This is a genomic window from Chryseobacterium balustinum (genome assembly GCF_900168205.1).
Classification (GTDB): Bacteria; Bacteroidota; Bacteroidia; order Flavobacteriales; family Weeksellaceae; genus Chryseobacterium; species Chryseobacterium balustinum.
In genome coordinates this window covers 204,933-225,328 of the sequence record NZ_FUZE01000001.1, presented here as the reverse complement: position 1 = coordinate 225,328, position 20,396 = coordinate 204,933, and the positions used below count along the sequence as shown (strand labels likewise).

Genomic DNA, 20,396 nt, shown 5'->3' with positions numbered 1-20,396 from the left:
CTTTATTTTAAAGTTTCCACTGTATTTCCACAAGTAAGCATTTGTGCTCCGTAATATGGGTTTTTGATTGTACTTTCCGTACTCAGCCAATTGGCATCCTGCATCGGACAATACTGATAATAAACAGGTGTCGAAATCTTTGAGGTTTTTAGCAAGTCGTACATGTTTTTAGATAACGTTTTGAAGGCTTCTCTTTGTTTTTTTATGTCTTGCGTTTTAGCAATTGCTGAAGCGTCACTATTTAAGCTTTTCATTGCTTTCATCCAAACATCATGCTCTGTAGCAGACAGTTCATTCATTTTTACAGCAGTGATCGCATCTGTTAATTCTTTCCCTTTTGCAGAAGCAGTTTTAGCATCAGATTTTACAAGAGCATTTTTTAATGAAAAATAAGAATCCTGAATACTTTGCAAAGGCGAACCAGCCGGTTTACTTTCCTGAATCATTGAAGAATGATCAGACATTGAAGAGTGATCGTTCACGTTTGACACAGAACTTTTCATTGAAGAATGCTCATGCCCGTGGTCATCCATTGCTGTTGTCTTATTTCTTTTATACTGACAACAAGATGGAAGTTTAGCATACACATCATCTGGCGCATAAAATGACTCGCTGTCGTATCCTGCATTAGCAATTCTTTTTAAAATTTCCTGTTCGTTGGTTTTCTTTGAATCATAGGTTATGGTTGCCATTTTAGAATCTTTGTCCCAGTTTACCATGGCTACATTTTTCACATTTCCCGATTTTTCAATCGTTGATTTGCACATGTCGCAGTTTCCGTAGATTTTAGTGGTTTCGGTTTTTGCATTTTTTATTTGGGCAGAATATACCAATGAAACAAATAGCATCATTAATCCCAATATTTTTGATATTGATTTCATTATATTTTTTTTAGCAGCAACGATTTTTCATTGCTTTGATTTAATTTTAAATGATAAGAAAGATTGAAAACGGTATGTTTTCAAAAGCACATATTTATGGCCGTACAGAGTACAATTATCCTATCTTAGGAATCAGCCAAATGGAATAAAAACCTTTAGAAACACTGCTTTCTTCATTTGAAAAAGAGGTTTCAATTATTGGTTGTACACTTTTGATAAAAGTGAAGCTGTTAGAGTGAAAAAAAGTGGTATTGCAGTTTGTAGGACACTTGCAAAGCATATTGTTGCAGTCGTTACCACAATGATTTTTTTTATTATTTTGATGGCTGCATTTGTCTTTGCAATCATCATTTTTAGATGCAGATGTATGGTGAGAATTTGTTTTTTCTTTCTTCATACCTTCCATACTGCACGCATAAGTTTGAGTAGGCATTAATAAAAATCCTAAACAAGCAAAAATCAATATGTAAATATGACGATACATCTTCTTGCTAAATTAGCATTTTTAGTTGAATATAGCAAACAAATAATGATTTTATGAAATTTTGTCTTTAAAATTGTCATATATTCGGGAATCTGATAATTTTTATACTAAAAACTTTGTTGAATCATGACCAATATAAAACCTGAAATATGCTGGGCAGATTTTAAGTTTAAATTTTAATAATGTTGTTAAGAATCTTAGGCTTTTCTGAGTAAGACCTATTACTATGAAGAAAAATCTTTGAGGAATGTTAAGAGTGATAATTTTATAGTTAACGGCTAAAATGATAATTAATTTATGAAAATAAAATCTTTTTTATCTTTAATTTTATTTTTTGTCAGCATTACTTTATACTGTCAACTTTCTTTACAAGTTGAAGAACTAAAATATGATGCTTTCACTCCATATGTCCCAAAAAATGATTTTGTAGATGATATAGAATTTAAATATAGAGGTCACATTTTTGAAATTTCAATTTTTAATAATTCTGAAAAACCAATTTCATTACCTTTAGATACCCTTAGTTACGTTCTACCATACGCAGAGAATACTAAGCTATATTACAAAGGAGAGGACTTTATTCGCGATCCTGATTTATTTAATGTTTTAGGAGTTTATCCTTTTTTGTATCAGAAAAATAAATTTATTGATAAAGAATTTGATATGTCTCATCATCTCGAGATTCTGCCAAAAACAAATCAAACAGAAATAGATAAATTAAAAACTGAGAGATTAATTAAAATAAAGGAATGGAAAGAAAAAAATAAACTAGGCAGTGATTTACACTCAATATACAATTGGTATATTTTGAAGAGTATGATTACTATTGCACCCAAAACTACAATCAAATATAAAATTTATTTTAATCCCTTTCTTAAAAGACAGGATTTATTTGATTACCATGAGTTTTATTGGAGACTGAATCCAGACATTCCTTACAAAGCAACCTTTAAATTAATTTTAAACAAAAATTTATACAAATATTTAAGTAAAGGTGATAAAAAGAAATATGTAAATTTATTTATAGGTGTTATAACTTCTGAAAGTATGAATATATCAACCAATCCTAAAAAATAATAGCAGTTAAAAAAATCTGTACTTAGCATGAAAATTTAGAATTTAAAAATATCAATATGAACATAAAACCTGAAATATCCTGGACAGATTTTGAGAAATTAGACATTCGATGCGGAACAATTATTTCCGTGAATGATTTTGAAAAAGCCAGAAACCCTTCTTATCAACTCGAGATCGATTTTGGAGATTTAGGAACCAGAAAATCTGCTGCACAAATCACCTCGCTTTACAACAAAGAAGATTTAATTGGAAAACAAATTTTAGCTGTGGTTAATTTTCCAAAAAAACAGATTGCCAATTTTTTCAGTGAATGTCTGGTTTTAGGAGTTTATGGTGAGGATGCAAAAGATGTAACCCTGCTTTCCCCCTCTCTTCCTACAAAAAATGGATTACAGGTCGGGTAAATTTCTTAAAAAAATGTAAATCTAACGGTTTTTTGAAACTTGTTAGGTTTCAATATGATAATAAAATTTAGTTTTTAAAAATAATTAATCAAACACATATATGATACAAAATATCCCATTAGAAAAAGTTTTATTCCTTGATATTGAAACAGTTCCTAACGCTGGTTCTTGGGAAGAACTCTCTGAAACTGAACAAAATCTTTGGGATAAAAAAACAAGATTTCAAAGGAAAGATGAGATTTCAGCTGAAGATTTTTACGACAGAGCGGGAATTATGGCAGAATTTGGAAAAATTATCTGCATTACCATTGGAATGCTTGAGAAAAACGATACTTTAAGAATCAAAAGCTTCGCAGATGATGATGAAAAAAAAATGTTGACTGAATTTGGCGAACTTTTTAACAGCCCAAGACTGCGTGATGTGATTCTCTGCGCTCACAACGGAAAAGAATTTGATTTTCCTTGGATTGCAAGACGATTTCTCATCAACGGAATGATGCCTCCGACCCCATTCCAAATGTTTGGAAAGAAACCTTGGGAAATTCCACATATCGACACTATGGAACTGTGGAAATTCGGAGATTATAAAAGCTATATTTCGCTAGAACTTTTGGCTCATGTTTTCGGAATCCCAACCCCGAAAGACGACATCGACGGATCAATGGTTTCATCAATCTACTACATAGAAAAAGACTTGCAACGAATAGTTGATTATTGTGAAAAAGATGTCTTAACTTTGGCCAATATTTTCAGACGGATGCGTCAGGAAGATTTATTAAAAAGGAATATCAATTTAGATTAAATAAAATACCGTTTAAACGGTCATTAAAACGATAAAATGAAATTTACAGACGATCAGATTGCCGATATAGGAGAAGAAATTATAAGAATATTAAAAACCGTTTATGATCCTGAAATTCCAGTGGATATTTATGAATTGGGGTTGATCTATGATGTACAGATTTCCGATGAAGCTGATGTGAAAATCATTATGACCTTAACCACTCCTAACTGCCCGGTTGCAGAAACTTTACCACAGGAAGTAAAAGACAAGGTAAAAACAGTAGAAAATGTAAACGAAGTGGAATTGGAGCTCACTTTCGAACCAAGCTGGAATAAAGACATGATGAGTGAAGAAGCCAAGTTTGAGCTGGGAATGCTTTAAATTTTCTTTAAATAAATAATGAAGCTGTCAATTTTTGGCAGCTTTTTTTTATTTTGTTCACACTGTCATTCTGAACGTAACAACGTGGAGTGAAGAATCTATAAATGAATGAGATTCTTCTTTTCTAAGAAATCGCAGATTCCGTGTGGCTAATGACAAAAATCTTAAATTTCTTTTACGATCTCTTTTCCTTCTCTTCTGCTCCATTCACTCCACGAACCCACATATAAATTTGGAATTTCAAATCCGGCATAAGCAAGCGCCAAAATTGTGTGACATGCCGTAACTCCCGAACCACAATGAATAATTAGTTTTTCAGGTTTATTTTCTAATAATTTTGAATACTTTTCTTTTAAAAATTCAGGCTTCAAAAAGTTTCCGTTTTTATCTAAATTTTCAGAAAAAGGAATATTAATTGCTCCAGGAATATGACCTGCAACTAAATCGATTGGTTCAGATTCACCTTTATAACGATAAGAATCTCTTACATCAATAACGGTAGTAGATTCGTTTATTAATTCATTTTCAACATCTTCCAAGCTTGAAACAGGAAGAAACCAATGTTCTTTTATAATGATTTCAGATTTCTCAAAAGTTTCTTTTCCTGATGAAAACTCCAAACCTTCTTTTTCAGCCGCCTGAATTCCGCCATCTAAAACCTGTACGTTTTCCAAGTTAAAAGATTTCAACATCCACCATGCTCTCGCTGCAGCATTAGCTCCGTTTTTATCATCATAAATAATGACATGAGAATCTTCTGAAATTCCTAAATAAGAAACGGTTTCTGAGAACTTTTGAATTTTTGAAAGAGGATGCCTTCCTCCATAAGCTGCATCTTCAACAATTTCAGCTAAATCTTTATCTAGATCAACGAATCTGGCTTCTTTAAGGTGTTTATTCAGATAGTTTTGATAACTGTCTTTTCCGGTTCGCACATCAAGAATGATAAGGTTTTCAGGCGAAAGTTCTTTTAATTGTTTTGGTGAAATTATGGGAAACATGAATGTTTATTTTAATTTAAATTTTTCTCGCAGATTAATTTACGAAAATTAGGGTTAAGCAGCAATCACAAACAACTCATTATAAAAGTGTTATCCATATAACGCAAAGATTTCGCTTAATTTCTTATCCCAAACTCAGTTGGATTTAGGTTTCAAATCTGCAAAAATCTATTAAAGCTAAAAATAAAAAACCGCAGAAATCTCTGCGGTTTTTGTTATTGATAAATGAAAATCATTGTCTGTACAAGTTCCGGATGAAGGCTTTTGGCAACCGGGCAATTGTGGGCGGTTTCCTCAATAAAAGCTTTTTCCTCATCTGAATATTGTTTTGAAAAAACAAAATTACAAACAATCTCACCGATTCTTCTCGGCTCGGTTTTCATAATTTTCTGAAGCGTACAATAAGCTCCGTCAATATTGATTTTTTTATCTTTTCCTAAAATGGCAATGGTTGTTAATGCACATTCTGCCAAAGAAGTTGCACACAAATCGGTTGGAGAAAACTTCTCGCCTTTTCCGTGGTTGTCTGTTGGCGCATCACTTTCGATGATGGTTCCAGATTGTAAATGCTCTGCTGAACATCTTAAACCTCCTATGTATGTTATTTTTGATGTCATGATTTTATTAATTTAAAAGTTGGCTTTTATGGGTTGTCTGAAATTTTTGGTCTTTGTGATTCCATTAAAGCACATTGGCATCATCTTTTCAACTTTGTAATACGTTAATTCTAATTCTTTATTAAAATCTTCATTTACTCCAGTAGCCTTAACATTTTTAACATATCCATCGGCTGTTACCTGAAAAGTAACAACACTTGTTAATTCGCGTGTTTTTGCTTTTTCTTTAGTTTTATCGATGGTTGGTTTGTATTTCAATTTATTTAAAAGGTTAGGCATTTGAAAATCTGCACCCATTTCACATTTTCTAGATTTTTCAGTAATACTCTTTCCAGATAATTCCATCTCCTCTTTTCGAATTTTATCTAACTGGGTGTATTCTTCTTTCTTCTTTCTTTCTAAAATCTTCGCCTCTTCCAAAGCCATGATTTTGTTTCGTTCTACCTTCTTTAAATCGGCTAAAGAATCCTTTGCATTTTTCTGATAATTAACCAAAATAGAATCATATTTCTTTTCAATATTTTTAAGTTTTTGAACCTCTTTTAACTGTGCAGTAGCTGTGAACCCTAAAATAAAATATAATAGTATGTAAAACTTCTTCATATCTCTAAAAATGAAAAATATCTTTTGCTCTGTTATAAGAACTTTCGAAATTCAATAAGTTTAAATTGTGTTGTGCTTTTTCTACACTCATAAAATTGATTACTTGCTCTGTCGGCATATTTCCTACCAAATCATCTTTTGCCATCGGACAGCCGCCAATTCCTTTGATGGCAGAATCATATCTTCGGCAACCTTTATCATAAGCTGCTTTTAGTTTAGAATAAGAATCTTCGTAACGGTTATGAAAATGTGCTCCGAAATCTATTTCAGGATATTTTGACGGAATTTTTTCGAATAATAAAGCAATAGTTTCCGGTGTTGCTACTCCAGTTGTGTCGGAAAGCAGGATATTTTTAATTCCGATTTCGGAAAATCTATTGGCCCAAAAATCTACGTCTTCCCATTTCCACATTTCACCATACGGGTTTCCAAATGCCATTGAAAAGTAAATATTCAGCTCTTTGCCTTCAGTTTTTGTGAGTTCGACCATCTTTACAATATCATCAAAAGCTTCCTCCTGATTTTTATTGGTATTTCTGTGCTGAAAAGTTTCAGAAATAGAAAAAGGAAACCCCAAAATATCTACAGACTGATGCTTCAAAGCTTTTTCAGCACCTCTATAATTGGCAATAATTGCAGAAACTTTGGTATTAGACAAAGATTTATCGATATTTTCGGCAACCTCAGCAGAATCTGCCATTTGTGGAATTGCTTTAGGAGAGACAAAACTCAGGCAGTCAAGCACATCAAATCCAACTTCCATCAGTGAATTGATGTAATCTATTTTTTTATCGGTCGGGATAAACTCATCCCAACCCTGCATCGCATCTCTAGGGCATTCGGTAAGAAACATTGTACTTTTGATTTTCTCAAATATAATAAAACTAAACTATTTAGTTCTTGCTTTCAACAAAGCTAATATTAAATTGATTATCAATAATTTATTTCCGATTTAAAATTTCAATACAATACATTCAGCAACAAATAACCTATTCTGAGCCTCAAATTTGCTAACTTTGTTAAAATTTATGATATCAAAATGAGTACAATAGAATTCAACTCGATGTGGAGAGAAAAACTGCTGAACCGTTTTCTCAGCTATGTAAAAATATATTCAACAAGTGATGCTGAAAGCGAAACCACTCCTTCAACAGAAAGACAATGGAACATTGCCAATTACATTGTTGAAGAATTGAAAATAATAGGCTTGGAAAATGTTTCTATTGACGAGCACGGTTATATTATGGGCTACGTTCCCTCAAATTTGGAAAACGACAATCAGCCGACAATAGGATTTATTTCTCATTACGATACGTCTCCGGATTTTAATGGTGAAAATGTAAAACCTCAGGTTTGGGAAAATTATGAAGGTCAGGATTTGATTTTAAATAAAGAAACAAATTTCACTTTATCGCCATCAAAATTTGAAAGTTTAAAAAGATATATCGGTTCTACTTTGATTACCACAGACGGAACAACACTTCTTGGAGCCGATGACAAAGCAGGTTGCGCTGAAATCGTAACAGCAGCTGAATACCTTATGGCGAATCCTGAAATCAAGCACGGAAGAATTGCAGTAGGATTTACTCCCGATGAAGAAATTGGAAGAGGAGCACATAAATTTGACGTAGCAAAATTCGGAGCTGAATTCGCTTACACAATGGATGGCGGAGAAGTTGGTGAATTGGAATATGAAAATTTCAATGCAGCCGGAGCAGTAGTAAAAATCCACGGATTGAGTGTGCATCCTGGTTATGCTTTCGGAAAAATGGTAAACGCAAGTCTTTTGGCGGCAGAATTTATCCAGTCTCTTCCTGCAAACGAAACACCTTCTACGACGAAAGGTTTTGACGGATTTTATCATTTGATGGATGTAACTTCTGATGTTTCAGAATGTAAACTTCAATACATTATTCGTGATCATGACGAAGAAAAATTTGAAGTAAGAAAAAAATTCATGGAGCAAAAAGTTGCTGAGTTTAATGCGAAACACGGCGAAAAAACCGCTGAAGTTGAAATTAAAGAGCAATACCGTAACATGAAGCAGCAATTTGAAGGCAAAATGCACATCGTAGATCTTGCTGCAAAAGCAATGAAAGAAGCGGGAATTGAGCCTAAAATAAAAGCTATCAGAGGAGGTACAGACGGAGCGCAATTATCTTATATGGGATTGCCTTGTCCGAATATTTTTGCCGGCGGGATCAACTTCCACGGACCTTATGAGTATGTTGCTTTGGAAAGTATGATGAAGGCAACTGAGGTGATTGTAAATATTGTGAAAGCGTAAAAGTAATTTACTTATTATATGAAAACCATTGCTTTTGCAATGGTTTTTTTATTTCCAAATCATTTAAAATCAAAGAGATTCATTTTAATTTTCTATCTTTAAAAATGTAAAATATTTCAACCAAATACAAAACTTTTAACTATGAAAAACATTAAAAAACTTCTGAGAAAAGATTTATCAACAATTCTTGGCGGAGCCGGGTCTGGCTGCCATACGAATGGCGATTCCGCTTATTGCTGGACCGATTGCGAATGTACTTTTGGAAAAGCATGCGAAATGAATGATGACGGAAACCCGGGACAATGCGTCGCTGTTGGAGGTGGCGGAGGCGGTGGTGGGACACCTTATTGTCCTCCCGGTGATGACAGATGTACTGAACAACCTTTTTAAAATTATAAAATCTCTGCAAAACTGTAGAGATTTTTTTTTGAAATATCAGCCTAATAATATCTAAATTTATTCTTACAGGAAAATTACTCTTCTAAACTTTAACAATACCTTTTCTATACTTGCTTTCAGGATTTTTTATAACATCTTTTATAAATATTTCTTCACAAGCTCCAAATTCAAGAAAATTTTTTCTTCCATTTCTTAATGTCATCCGATTTGGATTACTGATAACATCTAAATCAGTTTCTACATCGTCTTCCCAAAAACAAACAAGACAAATTTCAGCAACTCCTTTCTCTTCAAGAGAAAAATATCCACAACAGTTACATTGAACATTTAAATCATTATTTTTTTTATCCATCTGCCAATATTAAACAAAAAAGCCACTACAAAAAATGCAGTGACTTCACAATATTTAAAATTAAATTTTAATCGTTGTACTGGTTTCCTAAAAAAGCATCCCAACCTTGTGCTGTTAAAGCAACCAATTGGTTAGAGCCTCTTGCCACCATAAAGTTCCCTTCTTCTTTTTCAACCGCATGACCGATAATGGTAAAATCCGGGTGATTTTTTATCTTATCAAAATCCTCTGAAGCAATCGTGAATAATAATTCATAATCTTCACCGCCGCTTAACGCCGTCATTACAGGATTTAAATTCAATTCGTCAGCAGTTGTAATCGTTAAATTATCCATCGGAATTTTCTCTTCGTACAATCTGAAACCAACTTTCGACTGATCTGACAAATGTAAGATTTCCGAAGCTAAACCGTCTGAAATATCAATCATTGACGTCGGTTTGATATCTAATTGTTCTAAAACACCTTTTACATCTGTTCTGGCTTCCGGTTTTAATTGTCTCTCTAAAATATAGTCGAAACCTTCCATTTCAGGTTGCATATTGGGATCAGCTAAGAAAACGGCATGCTCTCTTTCTAAAATCTGAAGTCCCATATAAGCTCCGCCTAAGTCTCCGGTTACCACCAACAAATCGTTTGGTTTTGCAGTGCTTCTTTTAACGATATTTTCTTCATTTTCAATTCCTACTGCGGTTATGCTCATCACTAAACCGGCATTAGAACTCGTTGTATCTCCGCCAATCAAATCCACTTTATATCTTCCGCAAGCTGCCTGAATTCCTGCATATAATTCTTCCAAAGCTTCTACAGGAAAACGATTTGAGACAGCCAGAGAAACTAAAATTTGTGTAGGAGTAGCATTCATCGCTGCAATATCACTCACATTCACAACAACAGCTTTGTAACCTAAATGTTTCAAAGGAACATATCCTAAATTGAAATGTACACCTTCCGCCAAAACATCAGTTGTTAAAACAACTCTCTTGTTTCCGGGATTGATAACTGCGGCGTCATCTCCTACTCCAAGCTCCGAAGATTCATTTCCCAATGGGAAATGCTCTGTTAAGTGTTTAATTAAACCAAATTCTCCAAGTTTTGAGATTGGCGTTAATTCTTGTTCTTTATCTTCAAACATAAATTCTATTATAAGTGATGTTTGATAAATGATAAATGATTTTGAATACTTCTTAGGCTATCAAACATCATTTATCTATTATCATTTATTAGTTAAATGTTGCTGGGTCAATATTTTCCGGACGGAAAGGAAGTTTTTTAAAATCTTCTCTCGTCATCAATATCGTTTCAGCAGTTTTATATTTATTCATTGCTTCTACCACATCATCTGGTGGAGAAGTCATTTTTCTTAGCATCGTATCGATCCAAACACCGGTTGCTTCTGAGGTTGCGCAATGCGAACCATCCGGAAGATAAAACTTGTGAACAAAACGATAAATCGCAGCATCTTCTGCACATCCATCGATTTCAAGGCTTACAATTACCTTTTGATCAGCAAAAATTTCCTTGAAAAAAGAAAAACGCTCATGCATAATCACAGGGCCAATTCCCCATCGGCTCATTTGGGTAACTCCCATTTTCTCTTTTTTCATAAAAGCCATTCTTGTTTGTGCACAATATTGCACGTAAGATGAATTGGCCAAATGTTTATTTGCGTCTAAGTCGCTCCAGCGAACTTCGAATGTATGGTAAAAAGTCATTTTTTAAAAGTTTAATTTGAACTTTATTTTACCACAAAAGATAAATTGTAATCTTAAAGCTTAAAATACGATTACATAAAGTTCACAACAGATGAAAATCTTAGATTTTCAAAAAACTAATGTGTTCTTTTTTACAAAATCAATTAAACTTAAAATAACTAATGTGTTAAAAAGCTTTTGCGACTTTTGTGGTTAGAAAAAATTCAAAAATTATAATCCTCAAAATTACTCAAATAAGATGGTTTATAAAAATTGTAGTTTTGCAAAAATAATCTTCAGCATAAGATTAAATAATTATGAAGCAAATTATCATTATCGGAGGCGGTGCCGCAGGATTTTTCTGTGCAGCAAATCTTGACGAAAAGAAATATAAAGTTACCATTCTTGAGCAGAATTCAGATGTTTTACAAAAAGTAAAAATTTCCGGAGGCGGAAGATGTAATGTAAGTCACGCTTGTTTTGACCCTAAAGAACTGGTGCAGTTTTATCCTCGTGGAAACAAGGAATTACTCAGTGTTTTTACCAAATTTCAACCAGGAGACACGATGGAATGGTTCGAAAAACGAAACATTTCGTTGAAAATAGAAAATGACAACAGAATCTTCCCTCAAAGTAATTCTTCGCAAACGATTATCAATACTTTTTTAAATGAAATTCAGCAGAAAAACATTGAAGTTAAAACCAAATGTTCTGTAAAAGAAATTGAAAAACGGGATGAAAACTATTTGGTAAAAACAAGTTTAGGAGATTTTGAAGCAGATTTTGTGATTTATACAACGGGAAGTTCACCAAAGTCTTTGAAAATGATTCAAAATTTAGGTCACAAAATCATTGATTTGGTTCCGTCGCTTTTTACTTTTAATATTAAAGATCCATTACTTAAAGATATTCCCGGAACAAGTTTTGAAATGGCAGAAACATCGATTCCAACATTAAAAACTGAAGAAAGCGGCCCCCTTTTAATTACCCATTGGGGACTTTCGGGACCTGCAATTCTGAAAATTTCGGCTTGGGAAGCGATTAATTTGGCTAAAGTGAAATATAACTTTGAAATTGAAATTAATTTTATTTCTAAAGATATCGATGATGCAGAAGAATTATTTCAGAATTTTAAAATATCAAATCCTAAAAAAACAATCGGGCAATCGAAAATTTTTGATGTGACCAACCGTTTTTGGCAAAGAATTCTGGAAGTTTCAAATATCCATTTAAATAAGCAAGTTGCACAGATTTCAGGAAAAGAGATGCAAACGATTTTAGAAAATTTATGTAAAAAGAAATTTCAGGTCACCGGAAAGTCGACTTTTAAAGATGAATTTGTAACCGCAGGAGGTGTAGATCTAAAAGAAATTAATTTTAAAAATATGTCTTCGAAAATTTTGCCTAACTTTTACGTTGCCGGAGAAGTTTTGAACATTGATGCCGTGACCGGTGGATTTAATTTTCAGGCGTGCTGGAGTGAAGCGTGGCTGATTGCACAGGATTTGAATAATTTATAAAAACTATATCATGAAAAAACTATTTGTACTTATTGTACTAATTAGTTCTGTAAAAATTTTCTCACAAGAAAGTATTACGCCAAAAGAAGAAATTACAGCAAAAGAATATGCTTTTGACAAAACAGATAAAGCCGCCGAATATCCAGGAGGAATAAATGCTTTTAGAAAAAAATTGACCCAAATTTTTAATAGTAATAAAATAAAAGCAAAAGGGATAATAAAATCTGAAGTACAATTTGTAATTACCGAAGAGGGAAAGCTTACAGAACTTAAAATTATTGGCGATAATGAATCTATGAACAAAGAAATGGAACGTTCAATAAAAGCAATGTCGAAAACCAAATGGACACCAGCTGAAATTGATGGAAAACTAGTAAGATTTAGATATAAATTACCTATTGCAATGAATTTTGATTAATTAGAAATAAAAATGTTTTCAGTCAAAAGAAATATTCTTAACACTCTTAAAATCCTTCTCATCATCGGATTTGGATATTTCTTTTGGCTCATGCTGAAAATAACTTTAGAATATATTCCTTTAGATCCCAATGTCAGCTTCCTGATGATTAAACAGACCGAAGTTCAGGACAGACCAGAATATCTTTGGTTTTTCTACACTCACGTTTACACAAGCATTTTTGTTTTATTGTCCGGTTTTTTAGCCATTTTAAGAAAAGATTTCCGACTGAAAAACTTTCACAGAAATGCCGGGAAAATGTATATTTTTTTGATTCTACTTCTCGCAGCACCTTCAGGAATTTACATGGGAATTTTTGCGAATGGCGGAATTTTATCAAAACTATCTTTTGCAATTCTAGGTGGTCTTTGGTGGTTTTCCACGTTTAAAGCCTATCAACTGGCCCGACAGAAAAAATTTAAAGAACACAAGCAATGGATGTGGCGAAGTTTCGCGCTCACAATTTCTGCGCTTACTTTGAGAATTTGGAAAGTAATTATTGTATATTTATTCCACCCAAACCCAATGGATGTTTACCAAATAATTGCATGGTTGGGCTGGGTTCCAAACATTTTATTAATTGAATATTTAATCACAAAAAAGCACATTTAATTTAATATGAAAATTTTAAAATTTACCTTAATCACTCTGTTTACAATCAGTTTAATCAGCTGTAAAAAAGACGCCACAGTTACTGAAGCTCCAAAAGATTCTTTAACCGCAAAAAAAGATTCTGTGGTAATTCCTGAAGTTCATAAAGAATATTACGGGATTTACACCGGAGAATTTGCAGGCAAAGGAGAACTTTATGATAACGAAACCAAAGAATATTACGAAGGAACAGATTATAAAAGACTTTCATTAAAAATCAACCGAATTACTCAGGATTCTGTGTACGGACAAAGCATTGTGAATGGAACCCAACGTCCGTTTCGCGGGGTTTTCAATGAAGGTACTCAATCTTTTGTTCTTGACGAGCCCGGAAATGATAAAACCGACGGAAGATTTGAAATTAAGCTAAAAAATGACAGCATTACTGGAAAATGGACCGCTTTTAATAAATCTGCTGTAAAAGCTCCGTTAAAAAACCTGAAATTAATCAAAAAAGAGTTTGTTTACAATCCGAATTTTATGCTGGATGAAAATTCTGAGTTGATTGACTGGGAAAATCCAAAAGATTTTAAAGAAAAATACACCGACGAAGAAACCGGAAAAGCGGAAACTTATACCGCTTCAAAAAACAGAATCGCCTCTGATGCGGTTTTCAAAATCAATGCTTCTAAACAGAAACTGAGTGAAAAAGACCTTAAAAATCTTAGAAAACTCGATATGGAAATCATTAAAAATTCTGTTTTTGCAAGACACGGGTATTCCTTCAAAAAACAAACGTATAGAAACTTCTTTGAGCAGACCGATTGGTATATCCCTGTTTCCAACAATGTTGACAGCGAATTGTCGCCTATGGAAAAAGATAATGTAGCTTTATTGAACCGTTTCATCAAGTACGCTGAAGATAAATATGATTCTTTTGGAAGATAAATTATTATGAAAAAATATATTGCATTTTTACTGATCTTATTTTGTGGAATTTTTATTGATGCTCAAAAAGATTCGATACAATCTCCTGATGTAAAAGTAGGATCAGATTATAGAAAAAAAACATCTGTAGAAAAAACTCCTGAATTTCCGGGTGGACATTCTGCTTTCATGAGGCAGATTATCAATCAATTCAATACTTCTAAATTAGCAAAGCAGAACATTGCAAAAGCAAGAGCAATTGCCGTATTTGATATTGATAAAGAAGGAAATATGATTAATCTGAGAATGGAATCTTATGACAATGAAGCCGTAAAAACAGAGTTTCTAAGTGCGCTCAATAAAATAAAAACAAAATGGATTCCTGGCGAAAAAAACGGTGAGAAAGTAAAAATGCGTATGCGACAACCTCTTCAATTTAATTTAGACTAATTGTCTTCATTTTTTGATTTGAATTTTGTGAAAACATATAAAATTAAGCAGCCAACTCCGTAACACAAAATATCAATCCACGAGAAAGAATTTCCGATTACGATATACATTAGGCTTCCAGGTTGGAAGCCTAATTTATCTGCAATATGGAAAAATTGGGCAAACTCGACCAGACATGAAAAAGCAAAAATCCCGATGATCAATTTTGTTTCATTGATGATGACAAAGCTTTTCACAAAAGTATACAGCAGCATTACCACAATTACATCTCCCAGATAAGCTCTGATAAAGAAATTATCTTTTAAAACCGTTGCAATTAAAACCTCAACAAGGAAGATAAGGATGGTTAAAAGGAAATATTTCGGGCTAAATTTAAATTTCATCATGATTAATTTGGGCTAGGTCTTCATAAAAAAAGAGCAGACTAAAAGCCTGCCCAATATCTCAATTTAATTTTAAAAATAAAATTATTTTTTCACTTTTATTGTACAACCTATGGCTACTGTTTTAGCGTTTGCAACTGGTTTCCCGCTTAATAAAGCATCCATTGCATCTTGTACATAATGTTCTGAAACATCATTAGGATCATCATAATTATTGTCGATAGCTCCAATGTATTTCACTATATTTTTTGAGCCTTCTTTCTGAAGAATAAATACATGCGGTGTTTTTGTCGCTCCATATTGAGGATAAACTTTTTGGCCTTCATCTACCAAATAAGGGAATGTAAAGCCTTTTTCTTTGGCTCTGGTAATCATTTGTTGGAAACCATCTTCAGGTTGCACATTAGGATCATTTGGGTTAATTGCGATCACAGGATAACCAGCTTCTTTATATTTTTTATCAAGCGCAACAATCCTGTCTTCATATTTTTTTGCGTACGGACAATGATTACAGGTAAAAACCACGATAAAGCCTTTTGCTGTTTTAAAATCACTCAACGAAACCATTTTTCCGTCAATGTTTTTAAGCTTAAAGTCGGCAGCTGTATCACCAACTTCATAGCCTTTTGAAGAACTTACTTTTTGCTTCGGTTCTTCATTATTTTTATTTATTGCCGAAAAGCTTAGTAAGCTTAAGCCTATTATTGCGGCAGCAACTAATGTTTTAATATTTTTCATGGTTATAGATTTTTTGTGATTACGTTTTCCAATTCAGTTTTTGTCATTTCGCCGTCATTAAAATGTACTTTTTCTGAGTTTTTATAGATAATGGTGACAGGAATATTTCCGTCCCAGTTTTTTTCAAATCGGGGAATCCAGGTGTTCATTCTTTTAATATCATCAAGAAGAATAACTTCTGCCGTAAGGTTCTTATTTTTAATAAACTGAATAACACGGTCTTTATCTTTCGGGCGGTCTAAAGACACCAAAAGCATTTTAAATTTAGGATTGTCTTTATGTTTATTATTAACTTCCATAAAATCCGGAAGTTCCTTTACACAAGGCGCACAGGTTGTAGACCAGAAATTCAGAACCAGCAAAACGTCTTTTTCTTCCTGAATTTTCTTTTCGAGTACTTCATATTTAATCATCGGAACATCATTTACAATAATTTGTTCCTGTGAAAAATAAAAAGACAGACTGAAAATCAATGCACTGAAACTCAAAATTTTCTTCATACTCAAAATTAGCGAATGAATTTGTATGCCAATATAATAGAGCTGTTAAACTTTGTTAATTAATTAAAAGACAAGCAGATTTATGTCGAAAATACTCCGCACAAAGTAGACTTTCGCTTCAAAGTCTATCTTAGTCTAACTTTCAATTAATTTTGATACCCATTTAATATACTTATCTTTGAAGAATAATACTTAAATTGGTATTATTAGATTTGAATGAAAAAAGCGTTTTTTTTAATGGTTCTTAGTTTTTCTTCTCTTGTATTCGCACAAAATACAGAAGAAAAAAAAACTGTTCAGACTACCATTTCTGATGTTTCTGGTTTACCAGATTATGATGTTATTAAAAACAGATTAGACCTTAAACAGGTTGTTACAAAAGCAGATACCATCCCTGAATTTCCTGGTGGAATGGATGCTTTTAAAAGAAAATATTTCGAAAACATTGAAACTTTAGACCTTAAAAAAAACGAAAAATTAGATACTAGACTTTATTTTATTGTTGAAAAAAACGGGTACGTAAGAAACGTTACTGCCGTTGCAAAAAATAAAAAACATGCAGCAGCAGCAGAACAAGGAATGAGAAAGATTATTGTCCGATGGAAACCCGCAAAATTAAACGGTGAAGCGGTACGCTACATATTCTTTTTTCCTTTAATGAGTAAAAAGTTTAATTAAAGATAATTTTGTTTTTTTAAAATTTCAATCGGTGTCAGAAATTGACATCGATTTTTTTATTTTTGAAGAAATTTAACGATGAAAAACCTTACTTTAGTTATCATAATGACCTTTAACGGGGTTGTTTTTGGACAGAATATTCCGATACCTCCCGCAACGCCATCAATGCCGAAAGCAATAGAGAATATTCATGAAACTACAGTATGTCCTGATTATCCTGATCATGAAGCCTATTTTCCTAATGGCAAAGAAGCTTTCATCAAGAAGGTTAAGGATGCTATCATATTAGACTCAGTAAAAATCAAAAAGAATGAAAATATTCTTAAAGCAATCCTTAGTTTTACCGTAGAAAGAGATGGAAATATTGCAGAAACTCAGGTTATAGGATCAAACAAAAGCTTTAATCATTCTGTAGAAAAAGCCATAAAACGCATCAAAGGTAAATGGATTCCCGCAAAACATAATGGAAATTTTGTAAGAACTAAACTTCAAATTCCTATTAATATAGATTTCAAGTAATTATTTGATTAAAAGGCAAAAATTATTTTCCAATCATCTTTTTAATCGAATTCAGCTTCATTAAAGCTTCAATTGGCGTTAAAGTATTGATATCAATTTTGGTTAATTCTTCTCTGATATTTTCTAAAACAGGATCGTCTAGCTGAAAGAAAGAAAGCTGCATATGCTCATCAGTTACTTTTTTAATACTTTCAGAAGAACCACTTTGAGAACGGCTTGCTTCCAGAGTTTTCAGAATCTCATTGGCTCTGTTAACCACTTTTGCAGGCATTCCCGCCAGTTTTGCCACGTGAATACCAAAACTATGCTCACTTCCACCAGGAACTAATTTTCTCAGGAAAATGATATTCCCTTTATTCTCCTGAATAGAAACGTGAAAGTTTTTCACACGCTCAAAATTTACGGTCATTTCATTCAACTCGTGGTAATGTGTTGCAAACAATGTTTTAGCCTGAGTCGGATGTTGATGAAGATATTCAGCAATCGCCCACGCAATAGAAACCCCATCGTAGGTTGATGTACCACGACCGATTTCGTCTAGTAGAATTAAACTTCTTTCAGAAATATTATTTAAAATATTTGCCGCTTCATTCATCTCCACCATAAAAGTAGATTCACCCGCCGAAATATTGTCGCTTGCTCCTACTCTGGTGAAAATTTTATCTAAAAGCCCGATTTCCGCATGCTTTGCCGGAACAAAACTTCCAATCTGCGCCATTAAACAAACAATCGCCGTTTGACGGAGAATTGCAGATTTACCCGCCATGTTGGGTCCGGTAACCATAATAATCTGTTGAGAATCTTTATCTAAAAAGATATCGTTTGGAATATATTTTTCGCCTAAAGGAAGTGCATTTTCAATGATCGGATGCCTTGCTTCTTTTAAATCAATTGCAAAACCATCATTCAAAACAGGCTTTGTATAACTTTCAGAAACCGCCAGTTCAGAAAAACCTACTGCAACATCAAGTTGCGCAATGATATTTGAGTTTTCCTGAATTTGGTCGATGTAAACCATCGTGTCTGAACAGACTTTTCGGTACAGTTGATTTTCAAGAACGCTGATTTTTTCCTCTGCGCCCAAAATCTGGCTTTCGTATTCTTTCAGTTCTTCCGTGATGTATCTTTCGGCATTCACAAGCGTCTGCTTTCTAATCCATTCACTCGGAACTTTATCTTTATGAGCATTTCTTACTTCAATAAAATATCCGAAAACATTATTAAAATCAATTTTCAGACTGGTAATTCCGGTGCGTTCCACTTCGCGCTGACACATTTCGTCAAGAAAACCACGACCTTTATTTTGTAAACCTCTCAAATGATCGAGTTCTTCAGAAATATTTTGCTTTATTACATTTCCTTTCGCAAGATTTACCGGAAGCTCTTCATTTAAATGATTTTCAAGCAATTCGATTAATTCATCTAATGAATTTAATGGTTCCAACCAAGCTAAAATATCAGCATGAGGATGAAGTAATCCTTTAATTTTCTGAATATTGATCAAACTTTGACGAAGGTAACCCAATTCTTTAGGTGAAATTTTTTCTGCTGCCAGTTTTCCCATTAATCGGTCTAAATCTGAAATAGCACGCAATAATTGGGAAATTTCATATTTCAGTTGATCATTCTCGTTTAAAAAATCAATTAAGGAAAGTCGTCTTCCAATTTCTTCGACAGATTTTAAAGGAAGTATAATTCTTCTTCTCAACAATCTTCCACCCATTGGTGTGGCCGTTTTATCGATAATATCTAAAAGTGATTTCCCTTTCGGATTACTTGGATAAACGATTTCAAGGTTTCTCAGCGTAAAATGATCCATCATCAGATAATCATCCTGCGGAATAATCTGAATTTTGGTGATGTGCGCCAATAATTTGTGATGGGTATCTTCAACAAGGTAAGCAAAAATAGCTCCTGCTGCAGTAATTGCCAAAGGTAAACCTTCCACTCCAAAACCTTTTAACGAATTGGTTTTAAACTGATTCGTCAGTTTTTCGTAGGCAAAATTATATTGATATGCCCAATCTTCCAATTTAAAAACATTTCTGTTTTTCAGCTGATCGGGAATTTGTACACTTCTCTGATAAATGATTTCACTCGGGTCAAACGTATTGATAATATGTAAAATCTTATCTAAATTTCCTTCACTTACCAGAAATTCTCCGGTGGAAACATCTACCAAAGCGATTCCGTATTTTTCTTTTTCCTTGTGGAGCGAAAGCAGGAAATTATTCTTTTTTGAACTTAAAACCTGGTCGTTGAACGTAACCCCTGGCGTAACTAACTCTGTTACACCACGTTTTACAATTCCTTTGACGGTTTTTGGATCTTCCAACTGGTCACAAATTGCAACACGAATTCCCGCTCTTACCAATTTTGGCAAATAAGAATCTACCGAATGATGCGGAAAACCAGCCAATTCGATATGACCGTCTCCGTTGGCTCTTTTGGTAAGAACAATGCCCAAAATTTGGGATGTTCGAACAGCATCTTGTCCAAAAGTTTCATAGAAATCTCCCACTCTGAAAAGTAAAAGCGCATCAGGATATCTCGCCTTGATGGTATTATACTGCGTCATTAACGGGGTTTCTTTCTTCGTCGCCTTTGCCATTGAAATCGTTCTTAAAATTGGGTTGGTAAAAGTATGAAATAAAAAAGAAGGAGTAAAATGA

Annotated in this window: 26 protein-coding genes; 13 read left to right on the top strand and 13 right to left on the bottom strand. The window is 33.3% G+C overall.

Going from position 1 to position 20,396, the window contains the following annotated elements:
• Positions 1 to 2: 2 nt before the first annotated feature.
• A complete protein-coding gene (locus B5X64_RS01170; RefSeq protein WP_079463507.1) occupies positions 3 to 881 on the bottom strand; it encodes a DUF3347 domain-containing protein in 879 nt (292 codons plus the stop codon).
• A gap of 115 nt (positions 882 to 996) precedes the next feature.
• The gene (locus B5X64_RS01165; protein WP_123921017.1) at positions 997 to 1,314 is read right to left on the bottom strand and encodes a hypothetical protein; all 318 of its coding nucleotides are present in this window, start codon (positions 1,312 to 1,314) and stop codon (positions 997 to 999) included.
• A gap of 348 nt (positions 1,315 to 1,662) precedes the next feature.
• On the opposite strand from B5X64_RS01165, the gene B5X64_RS01160 reads away from it, so the two are divergent.
• The 4 genes from B5X64_RS01160 (at position 1,663) to B5X64_RS01145 (ending at position 4,011) form a co-directional block, all read left to right on the top strand.
• Positions 1,663 to 2,442, top strand: coding sequence for a hypothetical protein (locus B5X64_RS01160; protein ID WP_079463506.1), 780 nt, complete (start codon positions 1,663 to 1,665; stop codon positions 2,440 to 2,442).
• A 56-nt stretch (positions 2,443 to 2,498) separates the two neighbouring features.
• The gene (locus B5X64_RS01155) at positions 2,499 to 2,846 is read left to right on the top strand and encodes a tRNA-binding protein (RefSeq protein WP_066677087.1); all 348 of its coding nucleotides are present in this window, start codon (positions 2,499 to 2,501) and stop codon (positions 2,844 to 2,846) included.
• 100 nt (positions 2,847 to 2,946) lie between these two features.
• A complete protein-coding gene (locus tag B5X64_RS01150; RefSeq protein ID WP_079463505.1) occupies positions 2,947 to 3,648 on the top strand; it encodes a 3'-5' exonuclease in 702 nt (233 codons plus the stop codon).
• 36 nt (positions 3,649 to 3,684) lie between these two features.
• Positions 3,685 to 4,011, top strand: coding sequence for an SUF system Fe-S cluster assembly protein (locus B5X64_RS01145; protein ID WP_066677091.1), 327 nt, complete (start codon positions 3,685 to 3,687; stop codon positions 4,009 to 4,011).
• A gap of 164 nt (positions 4,012 to 4,175) precedes the next feature.
• Here B5X64_RS01145 and B5X64_RS01140 read toward each other — a convergent pair whose 3' ends face one another.
• The 4 genes from B5X64_RS01140 to B5X64_RS01125 all read right to left on the bottom strand — a co-directional run bounded on the left by B5X64_RS01140 (position 4,176) and on the right by B5X64_RS01125 (position 7,085).
• The gene (locus B5X64_RS01140) at positions 4,176 to 5,012 is read right to left on the bottom strand and encodes a sulfurtransferase (RefSeq protein WP_079463504.1); all 837 of its coding nucleotides are present in this window, start codon (positions 5,010 to 5,012) and stop codon (positions 4,176 to 4,178) included.
• 215 nt (positions 5,013 to 5,227) lie between these two features.
• A complete protein-coding gene (locus B5X64_RS01135) occupies positions 5,228 to 5,629 on the bottom strand; it encodes an OsmC family protein (protein WP_079463503.1) in 402 nt (133 codons plus the stop codon).
• A 12-nt stretch (positions 5,630 to 5,641) separates the two neighbouring features.
• Positions 5,642 to 6,232: a hypothetical protein gene (locus B5X64_RS01130; RefSeq protein WP_079463502.1), complete on the bottom strand. Its 591-nt coding sequence runs from the start codon at positions 6,230 to 6,232 to the stop codon at positions 5,642 to 5,644.
• A 4-nt stretch (positions 6,233 to 6,236) separates the two neighbouring features.
• Positions 6,237 to 7,085: a hydroxymethylglutaryl-CoA lyase gene (locus B5X64_RS01125; protein ID WP_079463501.1), complete on the bottom strand. Its 849-nt coding sequence runs from the start codon at positions 7,083 to 7,085 to the stop codon at positions 6,237 to 6,239.
• 186 nt (positions 7,086 to 7,271) lie between these two features.
• On the opposite strand from B5X64_RS01125, the gene pepT reads away from it, so the two are divergent.
• Positions 7,272 to 8,519 (top strand): peptidase T, encoded by a 1,248-nt coding sequence (gene pepT, locus B5X64_RS01120; RefSeq protein WP_079463500.1) that lies wholly within the window; start codon positions 7,272 to 7,274, stop codon positions 8,517 to 8,519.
• Between the two features lie 141 nt (positions 8,520 to 8,660).
• Complete coding sequence (locus B5X64_RS01115) at positions 8,661 to 8,909, top strand: hypothetical protein (protein ID WP_079463499.1); 249 nt, start codon at positions 8,661 to 8,663, stop codon at positions 8,907 to 8,909.
• Between the two features lie 91 nt (positions 8,910 to 9,000).
• Here the strand turns inward: B5X64_RS01115 and B5X64_RS01110 are convergent, their stop codons facing one another.
• The 3 genes from B5X64_RS01110 to B5X64_RS01100 all read right to left on the bottom strand — a co-directional run bounded on the left by B5X64_RS01110 (position 9,001) and on the right by B5X64_RS01100 (position 10,982).
• Positions 9,001 to 9,270 (bottom strand): CPCC family cysteine-rich protein, encoded by a 270-nt coding sequence (locus B5X64_RS01110; RefSeq protein ID WP_079463498.1) that lies wholly within the window; start codon positions 9,268 to 9,270, stop codon positions 9,001 to 9,003.
• A gap of 67 nt (positions 9,271 to 9,337) precedes the next feature.
• Positions 9,338 to 10,402 (bottom strand): thiamine-phosphate kinase, encoded by a 1,065-nt coding sequence (gene thiL, locus B5X64_RS01105; protein ID WP_079463497.1) that lies wholly within the window; start codon positions 10,400 to 10,402, stop codon positions 9,338 to 9,340.
• A gap of 88 nt (positions 10,403 to 10,490) precedes the next feature.
• Positions 10,491 to 10,982 (bottom strand): acyl-CoA thioesterase, encoded by a 492-nt coding sequence (locus B5X64_RS01100; RefSeq protein ID WP_066677105.1) that lies wholly within the window; start codon positions 10,980 to 10,982, stop codon positions 10,491 to 10,493.
• Between the two features lie 296 nt (positions 10,983 to 11,278).
• Here B5X64_RS01100 and B5X64_RS01095 point away from each other — a divergent pair, with 296 nt between their 5' ends.
• Genes B5X64_RS01095 through B5X64_RS01075 form a run of 5 tightly spaced genes read left to right on the top strand, consistent with a single transcriptional unit; the run spans position 11,279 to position 14,906 of the window.
• Positions 11,279 to 12,481: a BaiN/RdsA family NAD(P)/FAD-dependent oxidoreductase gene (locus tag B5X64_RS01095; protein ID WP_079463496.1), complete on the top strand. Its 1,203-nt coding sequence runs from the start codon at positions 11,279 to 11,281 to the stop codon at positions 12,479 to 12,481.
• Positions 12,482 to 12,491: 10 nt separating this feature from the next.
• The gene (locus B5X64_RS01090; protein ID WP_079463495.1) at positions 12,492 to 12,899 is read left to right on the top strand and encodes an energy transducer TonB; all 408 of its coding nucleotides are present in this window, start codon (positions 12,492 to 12,494) and stop codon (positions 12,897 to 12,899) included.
• A 12-nt stretch (positions 12,900 to 12,911) separates the two neighbouring features.
• Positions 12,912 to 13,550 carry a DUF2306 domain-containing protein gene (locus B5X64_RS01085; RefSeq protein WP_079463494.1) on the top strand — a complete coding sequence of 213 codons (639 nt, stop codon included), beginning with the start codon at positions 12,912 to 12,914 and terminating at the stop codon, positions 13,548 to 13,550.
• Between the two features lie 6 nt (positions 13,551 to 13,556).
• Complete coding sequence (locus B5X64_RS01080; RefSeq protein ID WP_079463493.1) at positions 13,557 to 14,477, top strand: YARHG domain-containing protein; 921 nt, start codon at positions 13,557 to 13,559, stop codon at positions 14,475 to 14,477.
• A 6-nt stretch (positions 14,478 to 14,483) separates the two neighbouring features.
• Complete coding sequence (locus B5X64_RS01075; protein ID WP_079463492.1) at positions 14,484 to 14,906, top strand: hypothetical protein; 423 nt, start codon at positions 14,484 to 14,486, stop codon at positions 14,904 to 14,906.
• Here B5X64_RS01075 and B5X64_RS01070 read toward each other — a convergent pair.
• The 3 genes from B5X64_RS01070 to B5X64_RS01060 all read right to left on the bottom strand — a co-directional run bounded on the left by B5X64_RS01070 (position 14,903) and on the right by B5X64_RS01060 (position 16,527).
• Positions 14,903 to 15,289 (bottom strand): ribosomal maturation YjgA family protein, encoded by a 387-nt coding sequence (locus B5X64_RS01070; RefSeq protein WP_111944909.1) that lies wholly within the window; start codon positions 15,287 to 15,289, stop codon positions 14,903 to 14,905. The two genes, B5X64_RS01075 and B5X64_RS01070, sit on opposite strands and share 4 nt — an antisense overlap.
• Positions 15,290 to 15,373: 84 nt before the next feature.
• On the bottom strand, positions 15,374 to 16,027 hold the full coding sequence (locus B5X64_RS01065; protein ID WP_079463490.1) for a thioredoxin family protein: 654 nt from the start codon (positions 16,025 to 16,027) through the stop codon (positions 15,374 to 15,376).
• Between the two features lie 2 nt (positions 16,028 to 16,029).
• Entirely contained in the window at positions 16,030 to 16,527 is a 498-nt protein-coding gene (locus B5X64_RS01060) for a TlpA family protein disulfide reductase (RefSeq protein ID WP_164463461.1), read from the bottom strand.
• A 216-nt stretch (positions 16,528 to 16,743) separates the two neighbouring features.
• Between B5X64_RS01060 and B5X64_RS01055 the strand changes: the two genes are divergently transcribed.
• Together B5X64_RS01055 and B5X64_RS01050 are read left to right on the top strand one after the other, a co-directional pair.
• The gene (locus tag B5X64_RS01055) at positions 16,744 to 17,205 is read left to right on the top strand and encodes a hypothetical protein (RefSeq protein WP_079463489.1); all 462 of its coding nucleotides are present in this window, start codon (positions 16,744 to 16,746) and stop codon (positions 17,203 to 17,205) included.
• A 78-nt stretch (positions 17,206 to 17,283) separates the two neighbouring features.
• Positions 17,284 to 17,724, top strand: a complete 441-nt coding sequence (locus B5X64_RS01050) for an energy transducer TonB (RefSeq protein WP_079463488.1) — start codon at positions 17,284 to 17,286, stop codon at positions 17,722 to 17,724.
• A gap of 22 nt (positions 17,725 to 17,746) precedes the next feature.
• On the opposite strand, the gene mutS is transcribed toward B5X64_RS01050, so the two are convergent.
• Positions 17,747 to 20,335 carry a DNA mismatch repair protein MutS gene (mutS, locus tag B5X64_RS01045; RefSeq protein ID WP_079463936.1) on the bottom strand — a complete coding sequence of 863 codons (2,589 nt, stop codon included), beginning with the start codon at positions 20,333 to 20,335 and terminating at the stop codon, positions 17,747 to 17,749.
• Positions 20,336 to 20,396: the final 61 nt, after the last annotated feature.